Origin of the sequence: Tindallia californiensis (genome assembly GCF_900107405.1) — a bacterium.
Taxonomy (GTDB): domain Bacteria; phylum Bacillota; class Clostridia; order Peptostreptococcales; family Tindalliaceae; genus Tindallia; species Tindallia californiensis.
Window position 1 is genome coordinate 329,261 of record NZ_FNPV01000002.1, and the last position, 21,335, is coordinate 350,595.

Annotated in this window: 18 protein-coding genes; 8 read left to right on the forward strand and 10 right to left on the reverse strand. The window is 36.9% G+C overall.

The genetic code is table 11. From position 1 onward, the window contains the following. The first annotated feature begins 6 nt into the window (after nt 1–6). Together BLV55_RS03660 and BLV55_RS03665 are read left to right on the forward strand one after the other, a co-directional pair. On the forward strand, nt 7–906 hold the full coding sequence (locus BLV55_RS03660; RefSeq protein ID WP_093311247.1) for a DNA-3-methyladenine glycosylase family protein: 900 nt from the start codon (nt 7–9) through the stop codon (nt 904–906). A 42-nt stretch (nt 907–948) separates the two neighbouring features. Further along, nucleotides 949–2,055: a leucine-rich repeat domain-containing protein gene (locus tag BLV55_RS03665; RefSeq protein WP_093311249.1), complete on the forward strand. Its 1,107-nt coding sequence runs from the start codon at nt 949–951 to the stop codon at nt 2,053–2,055. A 68-nt stretch (nt 2,056–2,123) separates the two neighbouring features. Here the strand turns inward: BLV55_RS03665 and BLV55_RS03670 are convergent, their stop codons facing one another. Continuing rightward, nucleotides 2,124–3,431, reverse strand: coding sequence for an MATE family efflux transporter (locus BLV55_RS03670; RefSeq protein WP_176968242.1), 1,308 nt, complete (start codon nt 3,429–3,431; stop codon nt 2,124–2,126). Nucleotides 3,432–3,514: 83 nt separating this feature from the next. Between BLV55_RS03670 and BLV55_RS03675 the strand changes: the two genes are divergently transcribed. The 3 genes from BLV55_RS03675 to BLV55_RS03685 all read left to right on the forward strand — a co-directional run bounded on the left by BLV55_RS03675 (nt 3,515) and on the right by BLV55_RS03685 (nt 7,899). Next, complete coding sequence (locus BLV55_RS03675; RefSeq protein WP_093311254.1) at nt 3,515–4,327, forward strand: MerR family transcriptional regulator; 813 nt, start codon at nt 3,515–3,517, stop codon at nt 4,325–4,327. Nucleotides 4,328–4,482: 155 nt separating this feature from the next. Next, on the forward strand, nt 4,483–6,069 hold the full coding sequence (locus BLV55_RS03680; RefSeq protein WP_093311256.1) for a DUF342 domain-containing protein: 1,587 nt from the start codon (nt 4,483–4,485) through the stop codon (nt 6,067–6,069). A 15-nt stretch (nt 6,070–6,084) separates the two neighbouring features. Beyond that, entirely contained in the window at nt 6,085–7,899 is a 1,815-nt protein-coding gene (locus BLV55_RS03685) for a GAF domain-containing protein (protein WP_093311258.1), read from the forward strand. A 33-nt stretch (nt 7,900–7,932) separates the two neighbouring features. On the opposite strand, the gene BLV55_RS03690 is transcribed toward BLV55_RS03685, so the two are convergent. Next, nucleotides 7,933–9,495, reverse strand: a complete 1,563-nt coding sequence (locus BLV55_RS03690) for a hypothetical protein (RefSeq protein WP_143033163.1) — start codon at nt 9,493–9,495, stop codon at nt 7,933–7,935. A 138-nt stretch (nt 9,496–9,633) separates the two neighbouring features. After that, nucleotides 9,634–9,855 carry a YdbC family protein gene (locus BLV55_RS03695; RefSeq protein ID WP_093311264.1) on the reverse strand — a complete coding sequence of 74 codons (222 nt, stop codon included), beginning with the start codon at nt 9,853–9,855 and terminating at the stop codon, nt 9,634–9,636. A 269-nt stretch (nt 9,856–10,124) separates the two neighbouring features. Between BLV55_RS03695 and BLV55_RS03700 the strand changes: the two genes are divergently transcribed. Beyond that, nucleotides 10,125–11,252 carry a GGDEF domain-containing protein gene (locus BLV55_RS03700; RefSeq protein ID WP_093311267.1) on the forward strand — a complete coding sequence of 376 codons (1,128 nt, stop codon included), beginning with the start codon at nt 10,125–10,127 and terminating at the stop codon, nt 11,250–11,252. A gap of 41 nt (nt 11,253–11,293) precedes the next feature. On the opposite strand, the gene BLV55_RS03705 is transcribed toward BLV55_RS03700, so the two are convergent. The 7 genes from BLV55_RS03705 to BLV55_RS03735 all read right to left on the reverse strand — a co-directional run bounded on the left by BLV55_RS03705 (nt 11,294) and on the right by BLV55_RS03735 (nt 18,858). Further along, nucleotides 11,294–12,631: a cyclic 2,3-diphosphoglycerate synthase gene (locus BLV55_RS03705; RefSeq protein WP_093311270.1), complete on the reverse strand. Its 1,338-nt coding sequence runs from the start codon at nt 12,629–12,631 to the stop codon at nt 11,294–11,296. A 179-nt stretch (nt 12,632–12,810) separates the two neighbouring features. Further along, entirely contained in the window at nt 12,811–13,239 is a 429-nt protein-coding gene (locus BLV55_RS03710) for a flavodoxin (RefSeq protein ID WP_093311273.1), read from the reverse strand. A 148-nt stretch (nt 13,240–13,387) separates the two neighbouring features. Beyond that, the gene (rocF, locus tag BLV55_RS03715) at nt 13,388–14,293 is read right to left on the reverse strand and encodes an arginase (RefSeq protein WP_093311275.1); all 906 of its coding nucleotides are present in this window, start codon (nt 14,291–14,293) and stop codon (nt 13,388–13,390) included. A gap of 90 nt (nt 14,294–14,383) precedes the next feature. Further along, nucleotides 14,384–15,349 carry a threonine ammonia-lyase gene (locus BLV55_RS03720; protein ID WP_093311278.1) on the reverse strand — a complete coding sequence of 322 codons (966 nt, stop codon included), beginning with the start codon at nt 15,347–15,349 and terminating at the stop codon, nt 14,384–14,386. Between the two features lie 135 nt (nt 15,350–15,484). Beyond that, nucleotides 15,485–16,900, reverse strand: a complete 1,416-nt coding sequence (gene nhaC, locus BLV55_RS03725; RefSeq protein WP_093311281.1) for a Na+/H+ antiporter NhaC — start codon at nt 16,898–16,900, stop codon at nt 15,485–15,487. Between the two features lie 66 nt (nt 16,901–16,966). Continuing rightward, the gene (locus BLV55_RS03730) at nt 16,967–17,608 is read right to left on the reverse strand and encodes a hypothetical protein (RefSeq protein ID WP_093311283.1); all 642 of its coding nucleotides are present in this window, start codon (nt 17,606–17,608) and stop codon (nt 16,967–16,969) included. Nucleotides 17,609–18,009: 401 nt separating this feature from the next. After that, nucleotides 18,010–18,858 carry a methyl-accepting chemotaxis protein gene (locus tag BLV55_RS03735; protein WP_176968243.1) on the reverse strand — a complete coding sequence of 283 codons (849 nt, stop codon included), beginning with the start codon at nt 18,856–18,858 and terminating at the stop codon, nt 18,010–18,012. Between the two features lie 187 nt (nt 18,859–19,045). Here BLV55_RS03735 and BLV55_RS03740 point away from each other — a divergent pair, with 187 nt between their 5' ends. Together BLV55_RS03740 and htpG are read left to right on the forward strand one after the other, a co-directional pair. Further along, nucleotides 19,046–19,345, forward strand: a complete 300-nt coding sequence (locus BLV55_RS03740) for an MTH1187 family thiamine-binding protein (RefSeq protein ID WP_093311289.1) — start codon at nt 19,046–19,048, stop codon at nt 19,343–19,345. Between the two features lie 73 nt (nt 19,346–19,418). Then, nucleotides 19,419–21,296, forward strand: a complete 1,878-nt coding sequence (htpG, locus tag BLV55_RS03745) for a molecular chaperone HtpG (RefSeq protein WP_093311292.1) — start codon at nt 19,419–19,421, stop codon at nt 21,294–21,296. Nucleotides 21,297–21,335: the final 39 nt, after the last annotated feature.

Here is a 21,335-nt window from a genome sequence, read left to right on the forward strand (position 1 = left end):
CTTTATATGCAAAATAATCCCATTGTTGAAGTAAATAAAAACGGACTCATTCTCAACGCGAAAGGCTTCGACCCCTATAAATCTTTTGAGTGCGGCCAATGCTTTCGATGGCAGCGCCAGCCTGATGGTTCTTATACTGGCGTTGTTTCCAGCAGGGTATTAAATGTACGATCTGAAAACCAAAAAATCCTATTAAAGGGTACATCTTTATCAGAGTTTCAAAGCTTTTGGGCCCATTATTTTGACCTCTATACCAATTACGACGCGATTCAAAAAAGACTCATCCATAAAGCCCCTTGGATCAAAACGGCGATTTCCAGCGGAAATGGAATTCATGTTTTCCATCAAGATTTATGGGAAATCTTTATTTCTTTTATCATATCTTCCAATAATAATATATCGCGAATTAGCCAAATCATCGAATCAATCAGTCAACTCTTCGGCGAAAAGCTTGCCTCTTCCTTACCAGGACAATGGTTTAGCTTCCCTAAACCCGCCTCCCTTAAACAGTTGACAGAAAAAGATTGGCGAGAACTCAATGTTGGTTACCGCGCACCCTACTTGGTTAGTGCGGTGGCATCCTGGCATCTTTTTTATCAGGAAGTGAATGAAATTCTTCACCTAAAAGGCAAGGATTCAACACTGACAACCTCACGCTCTCTTCAAAAGATTCCTGGTATAGGTCCTAAAGTCGCTTCTTGCATTCAACTATTCGGAACACCACAGCGAGATGTTTTTCCGATCGATGTCTGGGTTCGACGAGCGATGATGCATTTTTATAATCCCTCCGGAAAACAAAGTGACCTTCAACTTCAAAAAGATGCTCTTCATCTTTTTGGAGATGATGCCGGATTTGCACAGCAGTATCTTTTTTTTCATGCCCGCTCATATTTTACTAAACATTGAAAATCCTGTTTATCAACATTAATATCTCAAGGAGACATCATTATGAAAAAAATGTTTACTCTTTTGAAAACTACATTAGAAAAATTCGAATTTCACTTTATCCTTCTTGCTTGGGCTTCTTTACTGATTTTGCATCTAAATGGATATTATTTATTTATTTCACCCACAGGAGATTTTCCGCTAGATCCTATCCTGCTGTTTATCACCAGTGGAATTAGTATTCTTTTTCAAATTCATCAAAAAAAGACAGTTGACCGAGCTTCCTGTGGACTCCTTATTTTCTGCTTCGTCCTAATCATCAACTACTTTCTTTATCGCCTTGGTATTTTCTTTTATAATTACATTGTTTTTTTTGTTACTGTAGGTCTTTTTTTAGTTTATGATCGTTTACGATTAAGAAGTTTGTCATCTCTGCGCCAGGCATCTGTGGTACTGTTGGTGCTGGCACTTTTTATTGCTTATGATTATGCACATTACCAGGAAAGATTATTGAAAGATCATGAATTTGATCGATTTATTCGTCATGAATTCAATCTGTCTCATCCTATTACAAAAGAAGATCTAGCACAAATAGACAGTTTCTATCTTCCTTATCGTCACAAGGTGTCAAGCCTGGAAGGATTAGAATACTTTACTGGACTAGAAGAAGTTGGCTTCTATAATGCTTCTATCATCCATGATTTTTCACCTATATCAAAACTCCCAACATTAGAAAGGCTGGTGATTGCCGACGGAGACCTCAGTCGTTTAGACAGTATTGAAACAATGGAAACCGTTAAAAATCTGGAAATCACCTATCCCGACAGAGGAAAAATAAGTTCTTTTCAAGCCTTTCCAAATTTAATCAATTTATATCTTCAAGGTGTGCGTTCTCCTCAGCACTATGAAAAAATAGCTGATTTAGATATTCCCGTATCCGTTGAAGAATTAAGTCTTGGTGCAACCAATGAATTTGCTTTAGAAGAATTATCTCATTTAGAAAACCTGAAAGTACTTCGCTTGTTTCGATTAAGAATAAGAGGTGTTGAGTCCATCCAAGACTTTCAACAATTAGAAAAATTTTCTGTTCAAAGTGTATACATTGAAGATCAATCTCTTTTAATGGATCTGCTAGAAAAACATTCCATTATTTTTGAGGATCGGGGTTAACCGATCCTCTTTTTGGTACTGACAATAGTCGTGAAACAGCGTTATTCACCTGTTATTACTTTTCCTTTCTATAAAATTCCAACTCGCCTCATGTTAAACAGCATGGTGCCGGCAATTATTAAGGTCATTAATTCATAAATAACCGGGGCAATCCATATAGCATGACTCCCTAATACGCCAGGTATCAGCAACAGCACTACTACTACCAATACATATCCTCTTAAAAATGAAATTGTCGACGCTTTTTGACTTTGTTTAAGGGCTGTCATCAATCCAGAAATAAACACATTCAATCCGGTCACCAGAAATCCAAACCCAAACCACTTCAATGCTGAAACCGATAATTGATAGGATGTTTCGTGTTCCGGGCTAATAAATAATCTCACTACATATTCATTCAATTGCTGAGAGATAAAAAAGAATAGTAGGGAAAAGACTAAAACAGTCTTAAAGGATAACATCGTAATTTCTCGAATACTTTCCTGGTCATTTTTACCATTAAAGTAGCTGACCAATGGTTGCATTCCCTGGTTGATGCCTATCATCGTCATCATGACCAGATTGTTAAGGTACATAAGTACCCCAAAAGCGGCAATACCATGAGGGCCAATCCAACGAATAATAACGAAATTAAATGCAAAAGTTGTAAATCCAATGGATAACTCTGTTAATGACTCCGGAAACCCAACCCGTAAAATCCCCTTAATGTCACTCCATAAGAAGACAGGCTTTATAAACTTTAAAGAACCTTTCTGTCTAATAAAATGAATTAAAAAAGCTATACATGATAAAAACTGTGCAAGTCCTGTTGCATAGGCAGCTCCCTTAATTCCCATTCCTAGTCGAATAACAAGCAAATAGTCAAATACGATGTTAATAAACGCCGCCAACGTAACATAGGTGATGGATAATGACGGAAAACCATCTGCCTTGACCAACACTTCCAAGGTATAGGCAACCATAAAAAACGTACTGAAACTAATAACAATCCCTAGATAATCTTTTACATATCCATAGGTTTCTTCTGTTGCTCCTAAAAATGTTACCAGTGGATCTAAAAAGTAAAGAGACAAACTGGTGATAAGAATGCCAATGCCGGCAACAATAAAAACCGTCACACTGAACAAATGATTGCCTTTTTCCGTATTGCCCTGTCCCATATAGTAAGTAATCCAGGTAGATGCGCCTACAGCAATTAGCAGTGCAATAGCAAATACCGTATTCACAAAAGGCATTGCTAAGTTAACGGCGGCCAGAGCCTGATCACCAACGCCTCTTCCCACAAACATCCCGTCTACCATCGTATAGATAGAAAAAAACCACATAGCACTAACTGATGGTACTAAATACTGAAAAAACTTTTTCTTTACTGACATTTTTCGCTTCCTCTCAAAGTGTGATAAAATATAGAATATACTCATCATAAACCCTAGTATTATACCAAGGTCAAGGAGGAAATATGAAAAAAGAGTACTCTATTGGAGAAATATGTCAGCTATATCAATTAGGACCTGATTCTTTGCGATATTATGAAAAAAAAGGATTGCTACATCCAACCCGAAAACCAAACGGCTATCGGGTCTATACCCTCAACGACATTTGGAGACTTAATATTATTAAAGATTTACGTAAACTTGACTTTTCGATTCCTCAAATCAAAAGTTACATTGAAAACAGGACCTTAACTCATTCTATTTCTATGCTGGAAAAAGAAATAAAGATTATTCAAAGTAAAATCAAGCCCTTAGAATTACTTCAAAAGAAACTCCATCAAAAGTTAACTGACTTAAAAAAACTGAAATCCTTCCAACTTCTTAACAGGATTCATTACCAAAAAATTGACGCTCGCAAAATCATTTTTGTCGATGGTTTTCTCGCTCAGGATGAAGCTATCGACTTGGCCTTTAGAGAACTGGAAAAAACCGATGACGAAACACTTTCCTTAGTGGGTAATCAAGATATGGGTGTTTTTATTGATGACACAAGCTTCCAAGCCCACAATTACACTTCTTATCATACTGCTTTTTTCTTTGTTCAGGATCAAGCAAAAACATGGCACCGTATGATTAAAGAAGGTACTTTTGCCTGTTTTATGTATCAAGGCCCCTATTCCCAAAGCCAAGAAGCGTTTGAGAAAGTCGTTGCTGATATTCACTCCAATAAATATCGCATTGCCGGAAAAGCCATGGAGATCTATCGCCTCGACATCCATACCACGGCTGATGAAAATGAATTTTTAACAGAAATCCAAATTCCTGTTTCGGAAATATAGTACTTTGTATGCATTTTTAGACTAAAAAACCGAAATTGTCATAATCTTCTTGGCATTCCTTCTCATGTTCGATAAAATGAACAAAGGTCTTTTAATGATCATTCTGTGTAGATTGAGTAGATATTTGAAACCATTTCAAAAGAGGTGTTTATGTAATGAAAAAAGTATATGAAAATCAGATTCTTCAGCTAGATGTTGACGAATCCACTCAACAACTTTATCTTACCGTGATCGATAAAGACGCAAAAATGGCTTCTTTTGACGCTGTAACCAAAGAAAACCCAAGAGTAAAAGTAAGTAACTTTAAGGGCCTAAAAGAAGCTTTTGAAGCACCTGGACACCAATCTTTGATCGGCGACTTTAAGCCTTTAATTGATTTAACAGTTTCCAAGGATGAAATGAAATGCCACATGACCTTAAATCTTACTAAATCACAGTTTGAAGAAGCTAACCAAGAGGAAATCCTTTCACAAGCTTTTCGATTACTGGAAGAGAAAAGCATTAGTGTTGGTATTCAAAAGGAAGCAATAGAATCCTTAAAACCCATGGAAACCGTCGTTGTTGCCTATGGTATTGATTCTGTTCCTGGAGAAGATGCCAAAGTAACCTATTATGAACTAGGCGAAAAGAAGCCGCAAGTGAAAAAAGACGGGAATGTAGATCATTATGAAATTCATCTTTTAGATTGTGTCCAAAAGGGAGATTGGGTTGGCGAAAAAATCCATGCAACAGACGGAACGCCCGGAAAAACGGTCTTCGGAAATCCTATTCCTGCAAAAAAAGGAAGAGATTTCCCTCTTAAATTCGACAAAAAAGCCATTGATGCGGTTGAGTCTGACGGTATCACCGAACTTAAAGCAAAAATAGAAGGTGCCGTCCGGTTTCGTCAAGGTAAAATCACCGTTGAAGATCATCTGTTTATTTCGGGAGATGTTAATTATAAAACAGGAAATATTCGCTTTAACGGCCATGTAACCATAGACGGAACCGTCGAAGATAAGTTTACAGTGGTTGCACAGAAAGATATTCTTATTAAGGGTGACATAGGAGTCGGAGCTGTCGATCTCATTCATTCAGAATCCGGAGATATCGCCATATTAGGCGGTATTAACGGTAAAGGTGTGGCAAAAATAAAGGCGGGAAGAAATGTTTATGCCAAATTTGTTCGCGAAGCATCTGTAGAAGCAGGTGATGATATTAATGTAGGTTTATATGCTATTGATAGTCATCTAAAAGCTAACTTTATCACCTCTTTGGAGAATGGTCGCATTATTGGCGGAACCATCGATGCAACTCATCGGGTGATGGCTGGCTCTATTGGAAATCGATTTGAAAAAGAAACCCAAGTAAAAGTATCCGGCTTTAGCCGAAAAAAAGTAACAGAAGAATTAACGGTCATAAAATCTCAGTTTAGCGAAGCCTTAACGAAAGGAAATCAGCTCAAAAGACAACTTGAAATCTTTGAAATAAATCAAGACTCCTTAGATGAAAAAGCCTTAAATACCTATAATGCTTTAATGTTCCAGTACGAAAAATTAATTGATGAAATCAATGAACTGAACGCAGAACTAAGGCGTTTGGAAACTATGCTTCTCACCCGTGGTGAGGGTGAGATCACTGTTTTGGATAATGCTCATCCAAATACCATGCTAGAAATTAAAAATTTGCAAAAAAAAGTAAAATCTTTAATGAGTGGATCTATTTTTGTCAAAGATAATGAAATCCACTTAAAAAGTGAATAGATAGGAGTGTTCTGTTTGAGTCAGCTTGATACAAATCAAAATGTTGTATCCCAGCAGTTTGGAAAAAAATGGATCGATTGCGTAGCCTTTTTTACGCAAGTATTAACAGAGGAACAAATTTATACCTATGGCTATCAATTTCTTCATGATATCTCTGAATGGACTTCATCTGCTATTTTTGTTCTACAGGATCATGAATATATCTGTAAAAGCGAAATTGGAATGATTTCTGAAATAAAGCAGCATACAGCCACCGAAAAACTAAAACAATGGCCTGTCCTTCAGGGACGAGTTTTGTATCATCCATATATTAATTTTTTGAGTCCTGATTTTTGTCAGAAGAATAAGGTTGTTATTAGTATCCCCATGATTGTTAAGGATGAACTTAAAGCTTTTATTGTGGTTGCTTCTGATGATGAAAATCAACATTTCCCTTGGTCTGAAGAAGAAATGGAATCCTTAAAAGACTTAATGAACATGTCCCTTACCATGGCGACAGAGCGTTCTAAACTAAAGCATAGTCAAGAAGAGCTTAATCAGCAAATCTTTAGTATGACCATGGCCGCACAATGCAGCCGTATGATCATGGCCGAAACGAATCTGGAACAGCTATACCGTTTATGTATTGATGTCGTTCGAGAAATTACTACCAGTCGAGCCACCGCCTTCGGCCTTTATGACCCTGGCGAACAAAAAATGAAAGTAAAGGGTTTTCTTTCTCTGGATCATAAAGCCTGCCATGCTTGTTCATTTTCTGTTCAAACGGAAAAAATATCTGGTGATCAACGTATCTTCCATATAGATCATGATCGAGCAATGCTGGAAAAAATATTTTCAAATCCAGAAAAACTTAAGGATCTAGATGCTGTTTACCTCTTTCTACTAGCCGACGAAAATTTACTAGGCTTTCTTACCATTGGAGAAGCTGCTTCTGGCAAACAGTACGACGCCAGAACGCTTGAACAGATTGAAAGTATTACCAAAGGAATTTACATCGCTATTCAAAATGCTTTGCATATCGCTACGATTCAAGATCAAAAAGAAGAAATCGCTTCTCAATTAGAAGCGATAAAAAAATTCAACCGTATGATGAAAAATGTAAACTCTTGCAATAATCTGGAAGAACTTGTTGAAATAACGCTCCAAACCCTCACCTTCGGTTTTAATGTAAAGCAATCCATTTTTGTATTAGGAACTCAGCAACAACATCAACTCTACCAATACGGCTATCCAGAAGAATCTATCATTCATATGAAAGACTTGTTTTGGAACCGCGACGTCAATGAATTCTATTTTTTGCAAGGTGAAAATGCCTCTGAAGATTTCGTCCATGCTAGTGATGGGAAAGAACATAATGGACTCATTATTGCACCTATCAAAACCGATGAGCTTGCTGTTGAAATATCGCCCATAGGTTATTTAGTTATCACAGGACTTCCTGGTGCTGTTGATGAAAAAATGCTGCTGATTATACAAACTTTCGCAAATACGATCGCTCCCATTTGCAAACACTTACATGAAAAAAATATGAATCAACATCTTAAAATGGATAATCAGGCGGTTATTTTTCAAGATAAAATACAAGAATATTTTTTTCAAAAAGACAATCCGTTACCTCCACTTCGAGTCTTTTATAAAAGATGGAGAAAAAAACCTTTTGAAGCTCCTCGACATCCTCTATTGCTCGAATATCAGGAAAGCTTCTACTTTGATCAGTTAATCATCGTCATCGAACGAGTTCCAGATACAGTGTTCTCAGCATCTTTTGATGGAAGTTTTGTTCCAGATTCTTGGGAAAATGTGGCGGATACCCTGCAAAACATTGATTAATCTATTTCAACAAAAGCAAAAGAATCATTACTTTTATTTCTCTGCTGACAAATTTATTTTCTCGATATAAAAGTGTGGTTCTTTTTCATGCTGATATCGCTCACCTTCTATTTTTAGCAAATACAGGATATTGTCTTGTATGCTATAATTCATCACACCTGAATACTTATGCAATGTTCGTTTTTGAGGATGGTATAAAAGAACATCTTCTTTTGATCGAAAAAGCGAATATTCTCCATAGGTGCTGCCATGCTTTACAAAACCAAAATTCGTTATCCATTCAAATTGCATCGCTTTATCATCAAAAACATAAAGACCACCATCGTAATCATAGAAATAGTTTAACCCAGACATCGCTGTTCCCAGTTCTATCATGTTGCGATTTGGATTGTTTAACACAGGCATTTTCCGAAACCCTGAACCTTCTGTTTCTTCAACTACCTGATAATTTTCCAAATCTATTTTTATTATTGCATTGGGTGATATAGAATACAAAAAATTATTTTGTACAAAAACAGCATCTATTTCTCGCTCTGTCGTAAACACAATATCTTCATCTTCGTATATATGGTATTGTGTTTTCTCTTTACAACTATAGTATATAGTATCCTCTTCTTCTGAATAATGATATCCATGTTCGCTTAGCTTTAGGATTTTTTTCTTCTCCAAAGCACCCGTTTCTAAATGTAACCACCCTACTATTGCATTTGCTGGATCGTTATTCGGCCCATAAGAATATCCAGCTAATACATGATTTTTTACCAGTGTGTCCGGTATCAATGCCAATGATCCACTATATAGTTCTTCTATTTTTCCATTCCTTAAATCCACTTTTTTAACGCGGTTATGAAAACTTGTATAATAAATAGCTTCTTGTTCATAAGCTAAGAAAAATCTTGCATTTCTTAGCTTATCCGATGATGAAATTATTTCTTTTTTGTCTCCTTCTAGGGTTACATGAAAAAAAACATCTTCACCATTATGCCACTCATATACATAGACTCGATTATCTCTCATAAAATACCAATTTGTATCACTATAGTACGATCCAGCTCCAGCTGGTCGAGCAATTGCTTCCAAGCCACCCTCTCCAGGTAGTTCATTCCACCATATAATCATGCTTATCATTGCTATCAAATAGATAGCCTTTGGATATTTATTGCTTAATCTAAGTATTAGAAAAGTCACCCCTACAAAAGCAAAACCGGCTATACCTATTGCAATAGGCAATAATATATAAATTGTCCACACCATCATATCTAATAATGGGAACGAAAACTCGCTGTCAGGCTTCGGTAAGATCCGGTAAAACCCAACTACGATTGTCACAACAATTACTAATCCTGCCACCAAGTACAAGACACTGATTTTATCTGTAACCTCGTTCACATCTTCCTTAAGGTGATTTTTAATAACATAAGTAAATAAACTTGCCGTTAAACACACAAAGGGAATTGCCATTAATACCAAAGATTTCAAATTGCCAGTATTCTCTCCAAAAGACCTATTTATCTCAGAGCTTAGAATGAGAGATCCGTAGCTAAACCCTAAAAACGCAAGCACCAGCCCTAAAGATTTCCATGTTTTTTTCGCCATATAATGTCCTTTCCTCTGCGACTTTATCATGTTCCATACAACCTTATTTTCTTTAGGCATTATCAAGCAAGATACTAATTTAGCCCTCTTTCCATCATTAGAGGGCTATTGTTAAACAGTATCTGCGTTAACAAAATTCTATAGATCCATCTCATTCAATAAGTCTCTTAATCTAATCAGTTCTTCTCCAGTAAGCGTGATTCCCTTCCCCATTTTTTCGCGTCCAGGAGCCCAGTCTCTCAAATCATATTTAGAATTCCGATCATTCCAACTTACTAAATTCAATTCTTTTTTCCAACCTTTTTTAGATTCTGAAATAACTCCATATTCTTTCTCAATATTGTAATTAAGTGACGTCAATTCACCCTTCCTCCTTTAGCTAATAACCAATGATATATTTTGAAACCGATCTACTTCCTAACACTTTATCACAAAGCCTGTCCTTTTTCACTTTCTCTCTCTCAATATAGTACCATAGCCGCATTCAGAAATGCGATCTGTTATTCTTGTATCTGTTGACCGTCACTCTCAAATTCAATAAAACGTTACGCATAGTTTTGATAGGTTGTGGTATTATAATAAGAAAGCTCATACTTCATTGAGTATACTGAATATAAGGAAGGTTCGCTATGGGAATTTCACAGAAAATAAATCGGATAAAAATCGGATATCTTACGCTTATGAGCTTGCTCTTTATTACTTTTATTATCATTCTATCTTCCACTAATCAGGTTCAGGAAAACTATCGAATCATGCAGGAAGAACATATGGAAGTTATTATGACTGGTAGTAGCTTAAAAAGTTTATTATCAGAACAACAAGTTCAATTAGTCAGGTATATGGATGAAAAAGATCCTGCCAGTTATTATTTTATTGTGAAACTTCAGCAAGAGATCCACAAGATGCTCACAGACCTAGGTGATTTACAAAGAAAGTCCGACGATACGACAGATTACAAAAGACTTGTAAGAACCCTAAAAGCTACCGATGCTCCATTAGAAACATTACTAAGCAGAAGCATTACAGATGAATCAGAACGATATACTTCCTTCGTTGCCTATGTCAGCTCGATCAATCTTGCAACCACTTTTACCGATCGAATTATTCTGCATCAATACGAACTCTATACTGAAAGAAGAATTAAAAATGAAAATAGCATTAACTTTTCCAGAGAAGTAACCGTGTTGGGCGGACTTTCCGTTTTTTTTGGAGCCTTTTATTTTTATCGTTTTTTACGAGCGAAAGTAAATGTCATGGAAGATGAAGGAAAAAAGGATAGCCTTACCGGTCTTTATAACAAAAGATATTTAGAAAAATTGATGCACTCTTATCAAGAAAAGTCCGAAGACCATACAATGCATATGGTTATTCTAGATCTTGATCATTTTAAGATCATTAATGATAAATATGGACATGTCGTTGGTGACACTGTCATAAAAATATTTTCTGATCTTATCTTAAACTCTTTAAGGAAGGAAGATTATGCCTTTCGATTTGGAGGCGAGGAGTTTTTAGTCCTTCTCTTAGGAATGAAAGATAATGATGTCCATAGAGTATGCGAAAGGATACGCAAAACCCTTGAGTCCACACCAATTCACATCAAAAATTTCACTATAACCCTTACCGTGACCATTGGTTTTGCTAAAGGAAGCACAAAGGGTGATTACTTAATGGTTTTAGAACAAGCTGATCACTTCCTATATGTCGGTAAAAGAAACGGTCGCAATCAAACCGTTTGGAAAGACACGGTATCATGAAACCGTGTCTTAAATTCTCAGAGAAAAAGTGCGGTTACCTTCTATTTTACATATTGTTTCACAAACGATGTCAATACTGTTTCCAGCTTTATTTCTCCTTGCTCCTTTAATTCATAATGCACTCTGACAAATGGTTTTTGGATGTTTATCACTCGGCTTAAATCTATCGGTGTTCCAATGACAACAGCATCGCAATCTATCTTATTGATGGTCGCTTCCAAATCCTTAAGCTGCTGATCTCCATATCCCATAGCCGGTATCAAAGCCCCAATATCAGGATATTCTTTAAATGTATCTATCAGCCTTCCTGTCAAATAGGGACGTGGATCAATAATCTCGGAAGCTCCTAAACGTTGTGCTGCTATAATACCAGCCCCTAGTTTCATTTCTCCATGGGTCAATGTAGGCCCATCCTCTACCACCACTACCCGCTTATCCTTTATTAGTTCTGGCCGGTCAACATGAATTGCTGACTCCGATTTAATAATCATGGCCGTTGGGTTAGCTTGCTTAATATGGTTTTCTACTTGTAGTACCGCATCAGGATCAGCACTATCTATCTTATTAATAATAGTTACATCCGCTGTGCGAAGATTTACTTCTCCAGGATAATAAGACAACTCTTGCCCTGGTCGATGTGGATCTAACACCGTCACCGCTAAATCTGGTTGATAAAATGAAAAATCATTATTCCCTCCATCCCAAACAATGACATCGCACCCACCTGGATCTTTTTCTGCTTCTCGAAGAATTGCTTCGTAATCTACCCCAGCATAAATAACATTCCCTCTGACCACATGTGGTTCATACTCTTCCATTTCCTCAATGGTACAGTGATGACGATGCAGATCTTCCACCGTAGAAAATCGTTGTACCTTTTGTTCTACCAGATTTCCATAAGGCATAGGATGTCTCACAACGATTACTTTCAAATCCATTTCCATTAGATTTTCAATGATCTTTCGAGCTGTTTGACTCTTACCACATCCAGTCCGGGTCGCACATACAGAAATGACAGGCTTATTACTTTTTAAGGTAGTGCTTTTCGGCCCCATCAATCGAAAATCAGCTCCAGCTGCATTTACTTGAGCCCCTATCCCCATTACAAACTGATAGTTTACATCACTGTAAGCAAAGATACATTCATCGACTTCTAAATCACAAATCAGTTCCCTCAGTCTTTCTTGAGGAAAGATTGGGATTCCGTGTGGATAGCGTTCTCCTGCAAGCTCTGCTGGATACTTTCTATCGTCGATATCGGGTATTTGAGCCGCTGTAAAAGCAACTACTCTATAAAGATCATTCTCGCGAAAAACAGTATTGAAATTATGGAAGTCCCTACCTGCCGCACCAATAATAATCACTTTTTTCTCTTTCATTTTCCAAACCTCCTATTCCTCTTTTATTTGTTCTATCTTATCCTTCAATCTACCCCATCCCTGTCATTCTACACTAAAATAGAGAAACATTTCTGCTTCTCTATTTTGGCTAAAAAACAAGTTATTCGTAATGTTTTCGGAAACGATCATTCTCTACATAAGTTTGAATCTACTGCCAGTTATAAAAGAGATTTCGCAAATGATTCTATTGCTGAAATATTGTCATCAACTTCACCATCTATTTTCAATCCTTCTCCTATGATATTTGCGCCGCATTCAGCTGCTTTATCTTTTATCAAGTTGACAGCCTCGCAGTAAACATCCGGAAAATCATCACTATTGCCACAACCAAATACAGCCACATCTTTTCCTTTGAGAAGATCCTCACTCATTGAGTCATAATATGCTTGAAAGTCATCTTGTATATCTCCATAACCCCAAGTTGAAGCACCGAGAAGAATAAGATCCGCAGTTTGAACCATTTCTTTCTCTGCATTGCTAGCGTCTGCTAATGTGATATCAGCACCATCCATGTTGCTCTTTAATAGTTCAGCCACTCTCTCTGTATTCCCTGTTGTACTGCCGTAAATAATAGTAACTTTTTTCATCCTGTTACCTCCTTGTTTCGAGTTATTTGATATCAATTATCATTATCATTATTTCAGATTGTTTTTCCTTTGTCAAGGAACAAATACGTAAGCGCTATATAAAAAAACAGCCTTTTTCAAGACTGTTTTTTACCTTTAGAGCAACTTTTTAGAGTAATCGATCTCCCAGCAAAGAACTTATTAGCGCTACGGCTACCTGCGCTGTTTTGTTTTTTTCGTCTAAAATTGGATTTACCTCAACAAACTCAGCGGAGACAATTAAGTCCGTTTCCGCTAGCATTTCCATAGCAAGATGCCCTTCCCGATAGCTAATACCTCCAATAACTGGTGTCCCTACTCCCGGAGCATCTGTAGGATCTAATCCATCTAAGTCAAGGGATAAATGAATCCCATCCGTTTTCCCTTTCAAATATGTCAAAGATTCCTCAATCACTTTAGTCATTCCCATTCTATCAATTTCATGCATGGTATACATTTTAATTCCCTTCGCTTTTACCAATTCCCTTTCACCCTGATCTAAATCTCTATGTCCAATCATCACTACGTTCTCTGGTTTTACTTTTGCCTTAGGGTAAAAAAGACTTGTCAAAGATTCATTGCCAACTCCCAAGCTTGCTGCCAAAGGCATTCCATGAATGTTTCCTGATGGGGAGGTGTCTTCTGTATTCAAATCAGCATGAGCATCAATCCAAATAACTCCCAAGTTTTCATAATGCTTAGAAACTCCAGCGATCGTTCCTATCGCAATGCTGTGATCTCCACCTAAAACAAGAGGAAAGCTTCCTTCTTCCACAATGTGACTTACCTTTTCTGCCAACATTGCATTCACTCTTTCTACTTCCATTAGGTTTTTTAGATTTGTCTTTTTCTCAGAACTTTTTTTCTCCGAAAAGTCAATGTGAAGATCTCCATGATCTTCAACCTGATGGCCTAATTTCTCTATTCTGGATCGAACACCAGCATACCTCATAGCACTGGGACCCATATCCACCCCACGTCTATTTTGGCCTAAATCCATCGGTACACCTACAATTGATACCTTCTTTTGATTCATGGTACTCCTCCTTTGTTTTTTATACAAAATAACAAATTCTATATTTCCTTATTTGTAAAAACCATTTTCACTTTATTTGCTGATGTTATATCAGTACTGTTGCATTAATTCGGTTAATACTTCCCCATCAATATTTGCACCGGATATAATAAGTGCAATATTTTTTTCTTTCCATTTATCCCCATGTTCCATAACAGCAGCTACTGTTGTTGCACTACCTGCTTCTATTATTAATTTTTCTTTTTTTGCCATCATACTGACCGCTTTTCCAATACCTTCTTCTGACACTAGCAACAACTCATCTACACAGGTAGGCAACAACTGATAGCTAAGCTTCCCTACACCACCTACCAACGCATCACATAGCGAAGGCTTAGTAGGATATTTTTCATAACAAACACCATCTTTCAATGATCGTACCATTGCCGGGCATGCCTCTGTCTGAACTCCTATTATCTTGATATCAGGTTTTATCGCTTTTGCTGCCACAGCTATACCCGTTATTAAGCTTCCTCCACCTATCGGCACTACTATTAAATCCAGTTCCTTATTTTGTTCCAATAATTCAATCGCAATAGTACCTTGTCCCGCATACACCTGTGGGTCCGAGTAATAGGAATCTACATACGTCATCTTCCTATCTTTAATATATTGCATTCCCTTCGTATGAGCATCATCATAATCTTTGCCTATTTTGATGACTTCAGCTCCATAATGTTGAATCTTCTCAATCTTACTTTGTGGTGTTCTTTCCGGAACTATCACAACTGCTTTGCTGATTCCAATCAAGTTTGCCGCATAGCTAACTGAACTCCCATGATTCCCTGATGATATAGTGGCAACTCCCAGCTCTTTTTCTTCCTTTGATAAGCTTAAGATCTTATTAAAAGCTCCACGCACCTTAAAATTTTTCATTTTTTGCAAGGATTCAAGCTTGAAAAAAATGGTTTGATCCTCGCTTCCCAGATACATCGATCTTTCTAAAGGCGTTTTTCGTATATAATCATTAATTCGCTGATGAGCTTTTTCTATCTCCAAATAATTCAAGTCTATCATACTCACCTCCTAGCTCTTTTACGTTATTTCTAGTTTATCGTTTTGATTATTCAAGCAATACAATAAGGATACTAGTAAGATTACCAGTATCCTTATTGTATTATATCATAGGTTGCGCTTACTCAATAACTGTTTTTACTCGACTTCTGTTGCCTCTTCATTGTCATCACATTTCTCTATCGTCCACCCAGTAAATCCATATACAATATTAACAATCGGAGTGATCAAATTTAAGAACGCATAAGGCGCATATACAAAAGGATGTACCCCTAAGGTTCCCCACATGAACACACCACAAGTATTCCAAGGAATTAATGCCGAAGTGATGGTTCCGCCACCTTCTAAGGCTCTTGATAGGATTTTGGGATGAATTCCTTTTTCTTTATAGGTGTCACGATACATTCGACCTGGAATAACCAATGCAATATATTGCTCACCAGCAAGAAAGTTAACAGCAAAACATGTTAGTACAGTGGCTGCAACAAGAGATCCTGTTCCTTTGGCAAACCTTAGGATAAAATCTCCAATAGCATGAAGCATTCCGGTTTTTTCTAAAATCCCCCCAAAACAAAGAGCAATAAGAATAAGGGAAATGGTCCACATCATACCATCTAACCCACCACGACTCAATAAACTATCAACCACTTCATATCCACTGTCCATCGAAAAGCCGTAATGAGCCGCTTCAATAACATCTCCCAGACTCGCTCCCTGGAAGATTGCTGCAAAAATACCACCAAGAATCACACCACTTAACAAACCAGGCAAAGCCGGTACTTTTTTAATAACAATAATAATAACAACAATCGGTGGAATAAATAGCATTGGACTAATCATGAAGTTATCACCTATGGCACTTAACATCATATTAATCTCTTCTGCATTTAGTTCCTGTCCAGCATATCGACTTCCAAGAATTCCATACAAAATAATAGAAATAATAAAAGCCGGTATGGTTGTCCATATCATGCTTCTAATATGGTCAAACAAGGTTGCTCCAGCCATTGCCGGCGCCAGATTGGTGGTATCTGACAGAGGTGATAATTTGTCACCAAAGTAAGCACCTGAAACAATCGCACCAGCTACCATGCCTATGGGAATTCCTAGGCCAATCCCAACTCCTAATAATGCAATACCAACAGTTCCAGCTGTTGTCCATGAACTCCCTGTTGAAATAGAAACAACTGAACAAATAATAGCAGTTGCTACCAGAAATATTCCTGGCGATAATATTTGCAATCCATAATAAATCATACTGGGTACCGTACCACTCAAAATCCAAGTTCCTATCACTGATCCAATAACCATGAGGATTAGAACAGCTTGCATTGCCATACTAATAGATTGAATCATCGCCTCTTCTAAATCAGACCATTTGAATCCCAAAGATACAATACCAATTAATCCAGCAGCGATCGTTGCAATAATTAATGGCACATGTGGATCGGCTCCCATCAAAACCAAAGACACAAACAAAACAGCTATTAAGAATACAATTACAAACAACGCTTGTCCCAAATTTGCCTTTTTAGGTTCTTTACTCTCTAACACGCTCAGTCCCCCTTTAATTAATCTAACATATGAGCCTTTTCTTTTCTTGTGAGAGAAACCTGATGACTATACTTTCTTTTTTGAAAGTTCACCTCCCAATTCTTGGAATCGCTTTATTATAGGAGCAAGGATGGCATCATCACGTTGCAAATGGAGCATTCTCTCTATCATTCCTTTTGCAAACTCCATATCTTGCTCTTCAAGCGCTAGTAGTAAGGCGTTTTCTTCCGCAGGACTGTACCATTCTTCTTTATATTGATTGTCTGTAATTTGTTGAAAAAAAACAGTGTATAAGTGATAGGCTTTTTTTGCATTTTCCAACTCTAAATAACAACTCGCTTGAACTAGTAGCAATTCTCTTGTTTTAGGAGAATCGATTCTGATACTTTCCAGATTTTCGATGCATTTCTGATAGTTTTTCTTCTTCAGAGCCATTTGTGCATCTTGATAACATACTTGATATCGATCCGTTTTTTTCCTCCAACCTCTTCTAAAAAACAATATTCCTGCGCCAAGAAAAAAAGCTGGTGGATATCGAAAACTACTAAAAACTAAGGCTATCCCTAAAAAACCAAGTAATGTTTGTATCTTATACTCTTTGCTTTTCTCATCTATTTCCATATTAGCTGTTAGAAATCTATTGATGATGGGATTTCCAATGACTTCTATCCCTTTGGCATGTTTTGTTTTTTTTCTGGCTTCTACCATAAATCCTCCTATTTAAAGCATCTTCTTTTTCATAAAAAAGCTATTTATGCAATGACTTCCCATTACATAAATAGCTCATCGCACTTTGATTCGAACGACAACAGATCGAGACTATCCCGTCTGTCAGAAAAACCATTATACACCACGGCCTCCTTCGGCAGCTACAACCTTTACCAGAATTATCGAAGGTGTATCTTCTTAACATTTTCCGGCTACCCTATAACTGCACCTCTATTTATGATATTAATTCAACAATCGCACTATTGTAACGAATCACTTTATAGATGATTACTTCATCAGCTCTTCTCATGTTTCACTTTTTCAAATCTTAAAAAAATTATACCTTTCCTCCTTCAATATGTCAACATTATTACTTTCGTCCGAAAATTCAATCTACTGCATCAACTTGTTCCTTCTATTAAGATTTCAAAAAGTTCCCCCAAAGATTCTAGTTGATCTTTTAATTCATCCATCGTAGATGAAACTTCTTCTGCGAATGCACTTTGTTCTTCACTAATAGCACTCGTTTCCTGGGTTTCTCGGCTTACAGATTCAATCGTATCGGCCATATCTTTAATAATACTAGCAACATCAGAAGCAGCTTGTTGTGTACTATTAGATAGCTTTTGTATCTCCTGGGCTACGACAGCAAACCCTTTTCCTTCCTGACCTGCACGAGCAGCTTCTATCGATGCATTCATTCCGAGCATTTTTGTTTTGTTGGATATTCCACCAATAATTTTCATAATTTCATCTGTCTTTTGAACCGCTTCTGCTGCATTTTTTGATAACCAAGATAGTTTTTCGCCTATTTCAGCCAAATGCTCTGCACTCGCACTTATTTCTTTCACACCTTTTCCAACTTCATGAAATGCTTTTTCAAACCTTCCCGAAATCTCCTGATAACTATCGTAATGCTCTAATGATAAACAAACACCTACAGCCCCTATCACTGTATTACCATCATCCCAAACCGGTAATGCCATTGCATGATAAGGTATCTCAGCTTTATCCCTCGATACGTTGCTAGATACTTTTTCTTTTTTCTTCATAGCTTGTTCTTCAGCGCTGTTTTCTTTTAAGGATGTTCCTACTTTAATTCCAAGCTTAAAGCTTTCAGCTTCTTCAAAAGCTAGATATTTTTGCCGATCACACGCAAAAACAGCTGCATCCTGCGGATATAACATTTTTAAAAAAGGTACTACCTCCTGAAATGCACTCAACGCACTTTGACCAATGATTTTTTTCATCATTGATGCCTCCTTTATTATGGTATTTTTACTAAAACAGCGTCCATTCGGTTCCTAAAATCTATCTCCTTTGTATTGTTTCAATTGTAGCATTTTTTCAACAATTTGAAAACATTTACGCTTATTCATTTTTATACTCCAAGTATGATAAAATAAATGATATTATCATACTGAAGGAGGTGAGGAAATGGCCATCGTTGAAGCAACCATTACACCACTGGGTACTGCTTCTACCAGTATAAGTCAATATGTAGCCAATTGTCATAAAGTGCTAAATCATTATCCGGAGATAAAATATCAGTTGACTCCTATGGGAACTATTTTCGAAGGAGAATTATCCACAATTCTCCAAGTGATCGAAAAAATGCATGAGGTTCCTTTTACCAGTGGAGCACAACGTGTTTCTACCTCTATCAAAATTGATGATCGGCGAGATAAACAGGCTACCATGTCAGAAAAACTTCGTTCTGTGCAAGAAAAGTGGTAAATCATTTGACATCTTAATTTTATTTTGGTATATAATGATTGAAAAAAAATTTCATCATAAGGAGGAAATATCATTGCATAAAAAAGAATTTCAAGCCGAAACAAAAAGACTGTTAGAAATCGTCATTAATTCTATCTATACCAACAAAGATATTTTTTTGAGGGAGCTTATTTCTAACGCAAGTGATGCCATCGACAAGGTATACTATAGGGCGTTAACCGATGATGCTATCACTTTTAATCAGGAAGACTTCTACATTACCATTTCTGCTGATAAGGAAAACCGGCAACTGATTATTAAAGATACTGGCATTGGCATGACTCAAGAAGAACTAGAAAACAATATCGGTGTTATTGCCAAAAGCGGTTCCTTAGCATTTAAGCAAGAAAATGAGTTGAAAGATGGTTACGATATTATTGGCCAGTTTGGTGTCGGTTTTTATGCTGCATTTATGGTAGCCGAAGAAATCACAGTTATCAGTAAAGCCTTTGGAAATGAGGAAGCTTACCGCTGGGTTTCCAAAGGAACGGATGGGTATAGCATTGAACCCTGCGAAAAAGAACATTATGGAACCGATGTAATCCTAAGCCTTAAGCCTAACGCCGATGAAGAAGACTATGATCAGTATTTAGAAGAACATACCCTTCGCTCCCTTGTAAAAAAATATTCTGATTTTATCCGATACCCAATTAAAATGAATGTTACTCGCTCGCAAAAAAAAGAAGGTACCGAAGATGAATTTGAAGATGTTATCGAAGAGCAAATATTAAATAGCATGGTTCCGATTTGGAAGAAAAATAAAAATGAACTGACTCCTGAAGATTATGAACAGTTTTATTTTGAAAAAAGATTTGGATTTGACAAACCTTTACGGCATATGCACATCAATACAGAAGGGACTGTTTCTTATCGAGCCGTTCTGTTTATTCCAGAAAAGGCACCTTTTGATTTTTATACCCGCGAGTATGAAAAAGGGTTAGAATTATATTCCAGCGGTGTTCTTATTATGGAAAAATGTGCTGAATTACTGCCAGATTATTTCAGCTTTGTAAAGGGCGTGGTGGACTCAGAGGATCTTTCCCTGAATATTTCCCGCGAAATGTTACAACATGATCGTCAGCTGAAAGTAATTGCGAAAAACCTTAAAAGTAAAATCAAAAAAGAGTTGTTGGATCTGATGGAAAATGCCAGGGAAGATTATGAAAAGTTTTATGATTCTTTTGGTCGGCAGTTAAAATATGGAGTATATAGCGATTTTGGAACTCATAAAGATGATCTGCAAGATCTACTAATGTTCCATTCCTCTAAAGAGGGCAAACTGGTTTCTCTGAAAGATTATGTTTCCCGTATGCCAGAAGCTCAAAAGGAAATCTATTATGCGGCGGGTGATTCTGTTTCTCGCATCGAAAAAATGCCACAGACAGAGTTAATCAAAGATAAAGGTTACGAAATCCTTTATTTTACAGAAGATGTCGATGAGTTTGCTATAAAAATGCTGAACGAATATCAGGAAAAACCTTTCAAGTCTGTTGCTAGTGGTGACTTAGACCTAGATGATGAAAAAGATAAAGAATCTGAAGAAGCAGAAAAAGAACACGAAAGTCTATTCAGTAATATGAAGGAATTGCTTTCTGATCAAATTAAGAGTGTAAAAGCTTCTAAAAGACTTAAACAGCATCCGGTATGCCTAGTAAACGAAGGGGATATTTCTATTGAAATGGAAAAAGTCTTAAGTTCAATGCCGAATGATCAGGAAGTAAAAGCTGATAAAATATTAGAGGTGAACATGAATCACGAGGTCTTCCAGTCGCTTAAATCCGCTTATCAGGAAGATCAGGAAAAGTTCCAACTCTTTACCGAGCTATTATATCAACAAGCACGAATGATCGAAGGACTTCCTGTAGATGATCCGGTCGAACTGTCCAATAAAATATGTAAAATCATGAAATAGTACCATTGCTAAAAAGAGCGTCTGCATTTTGGACGCTCT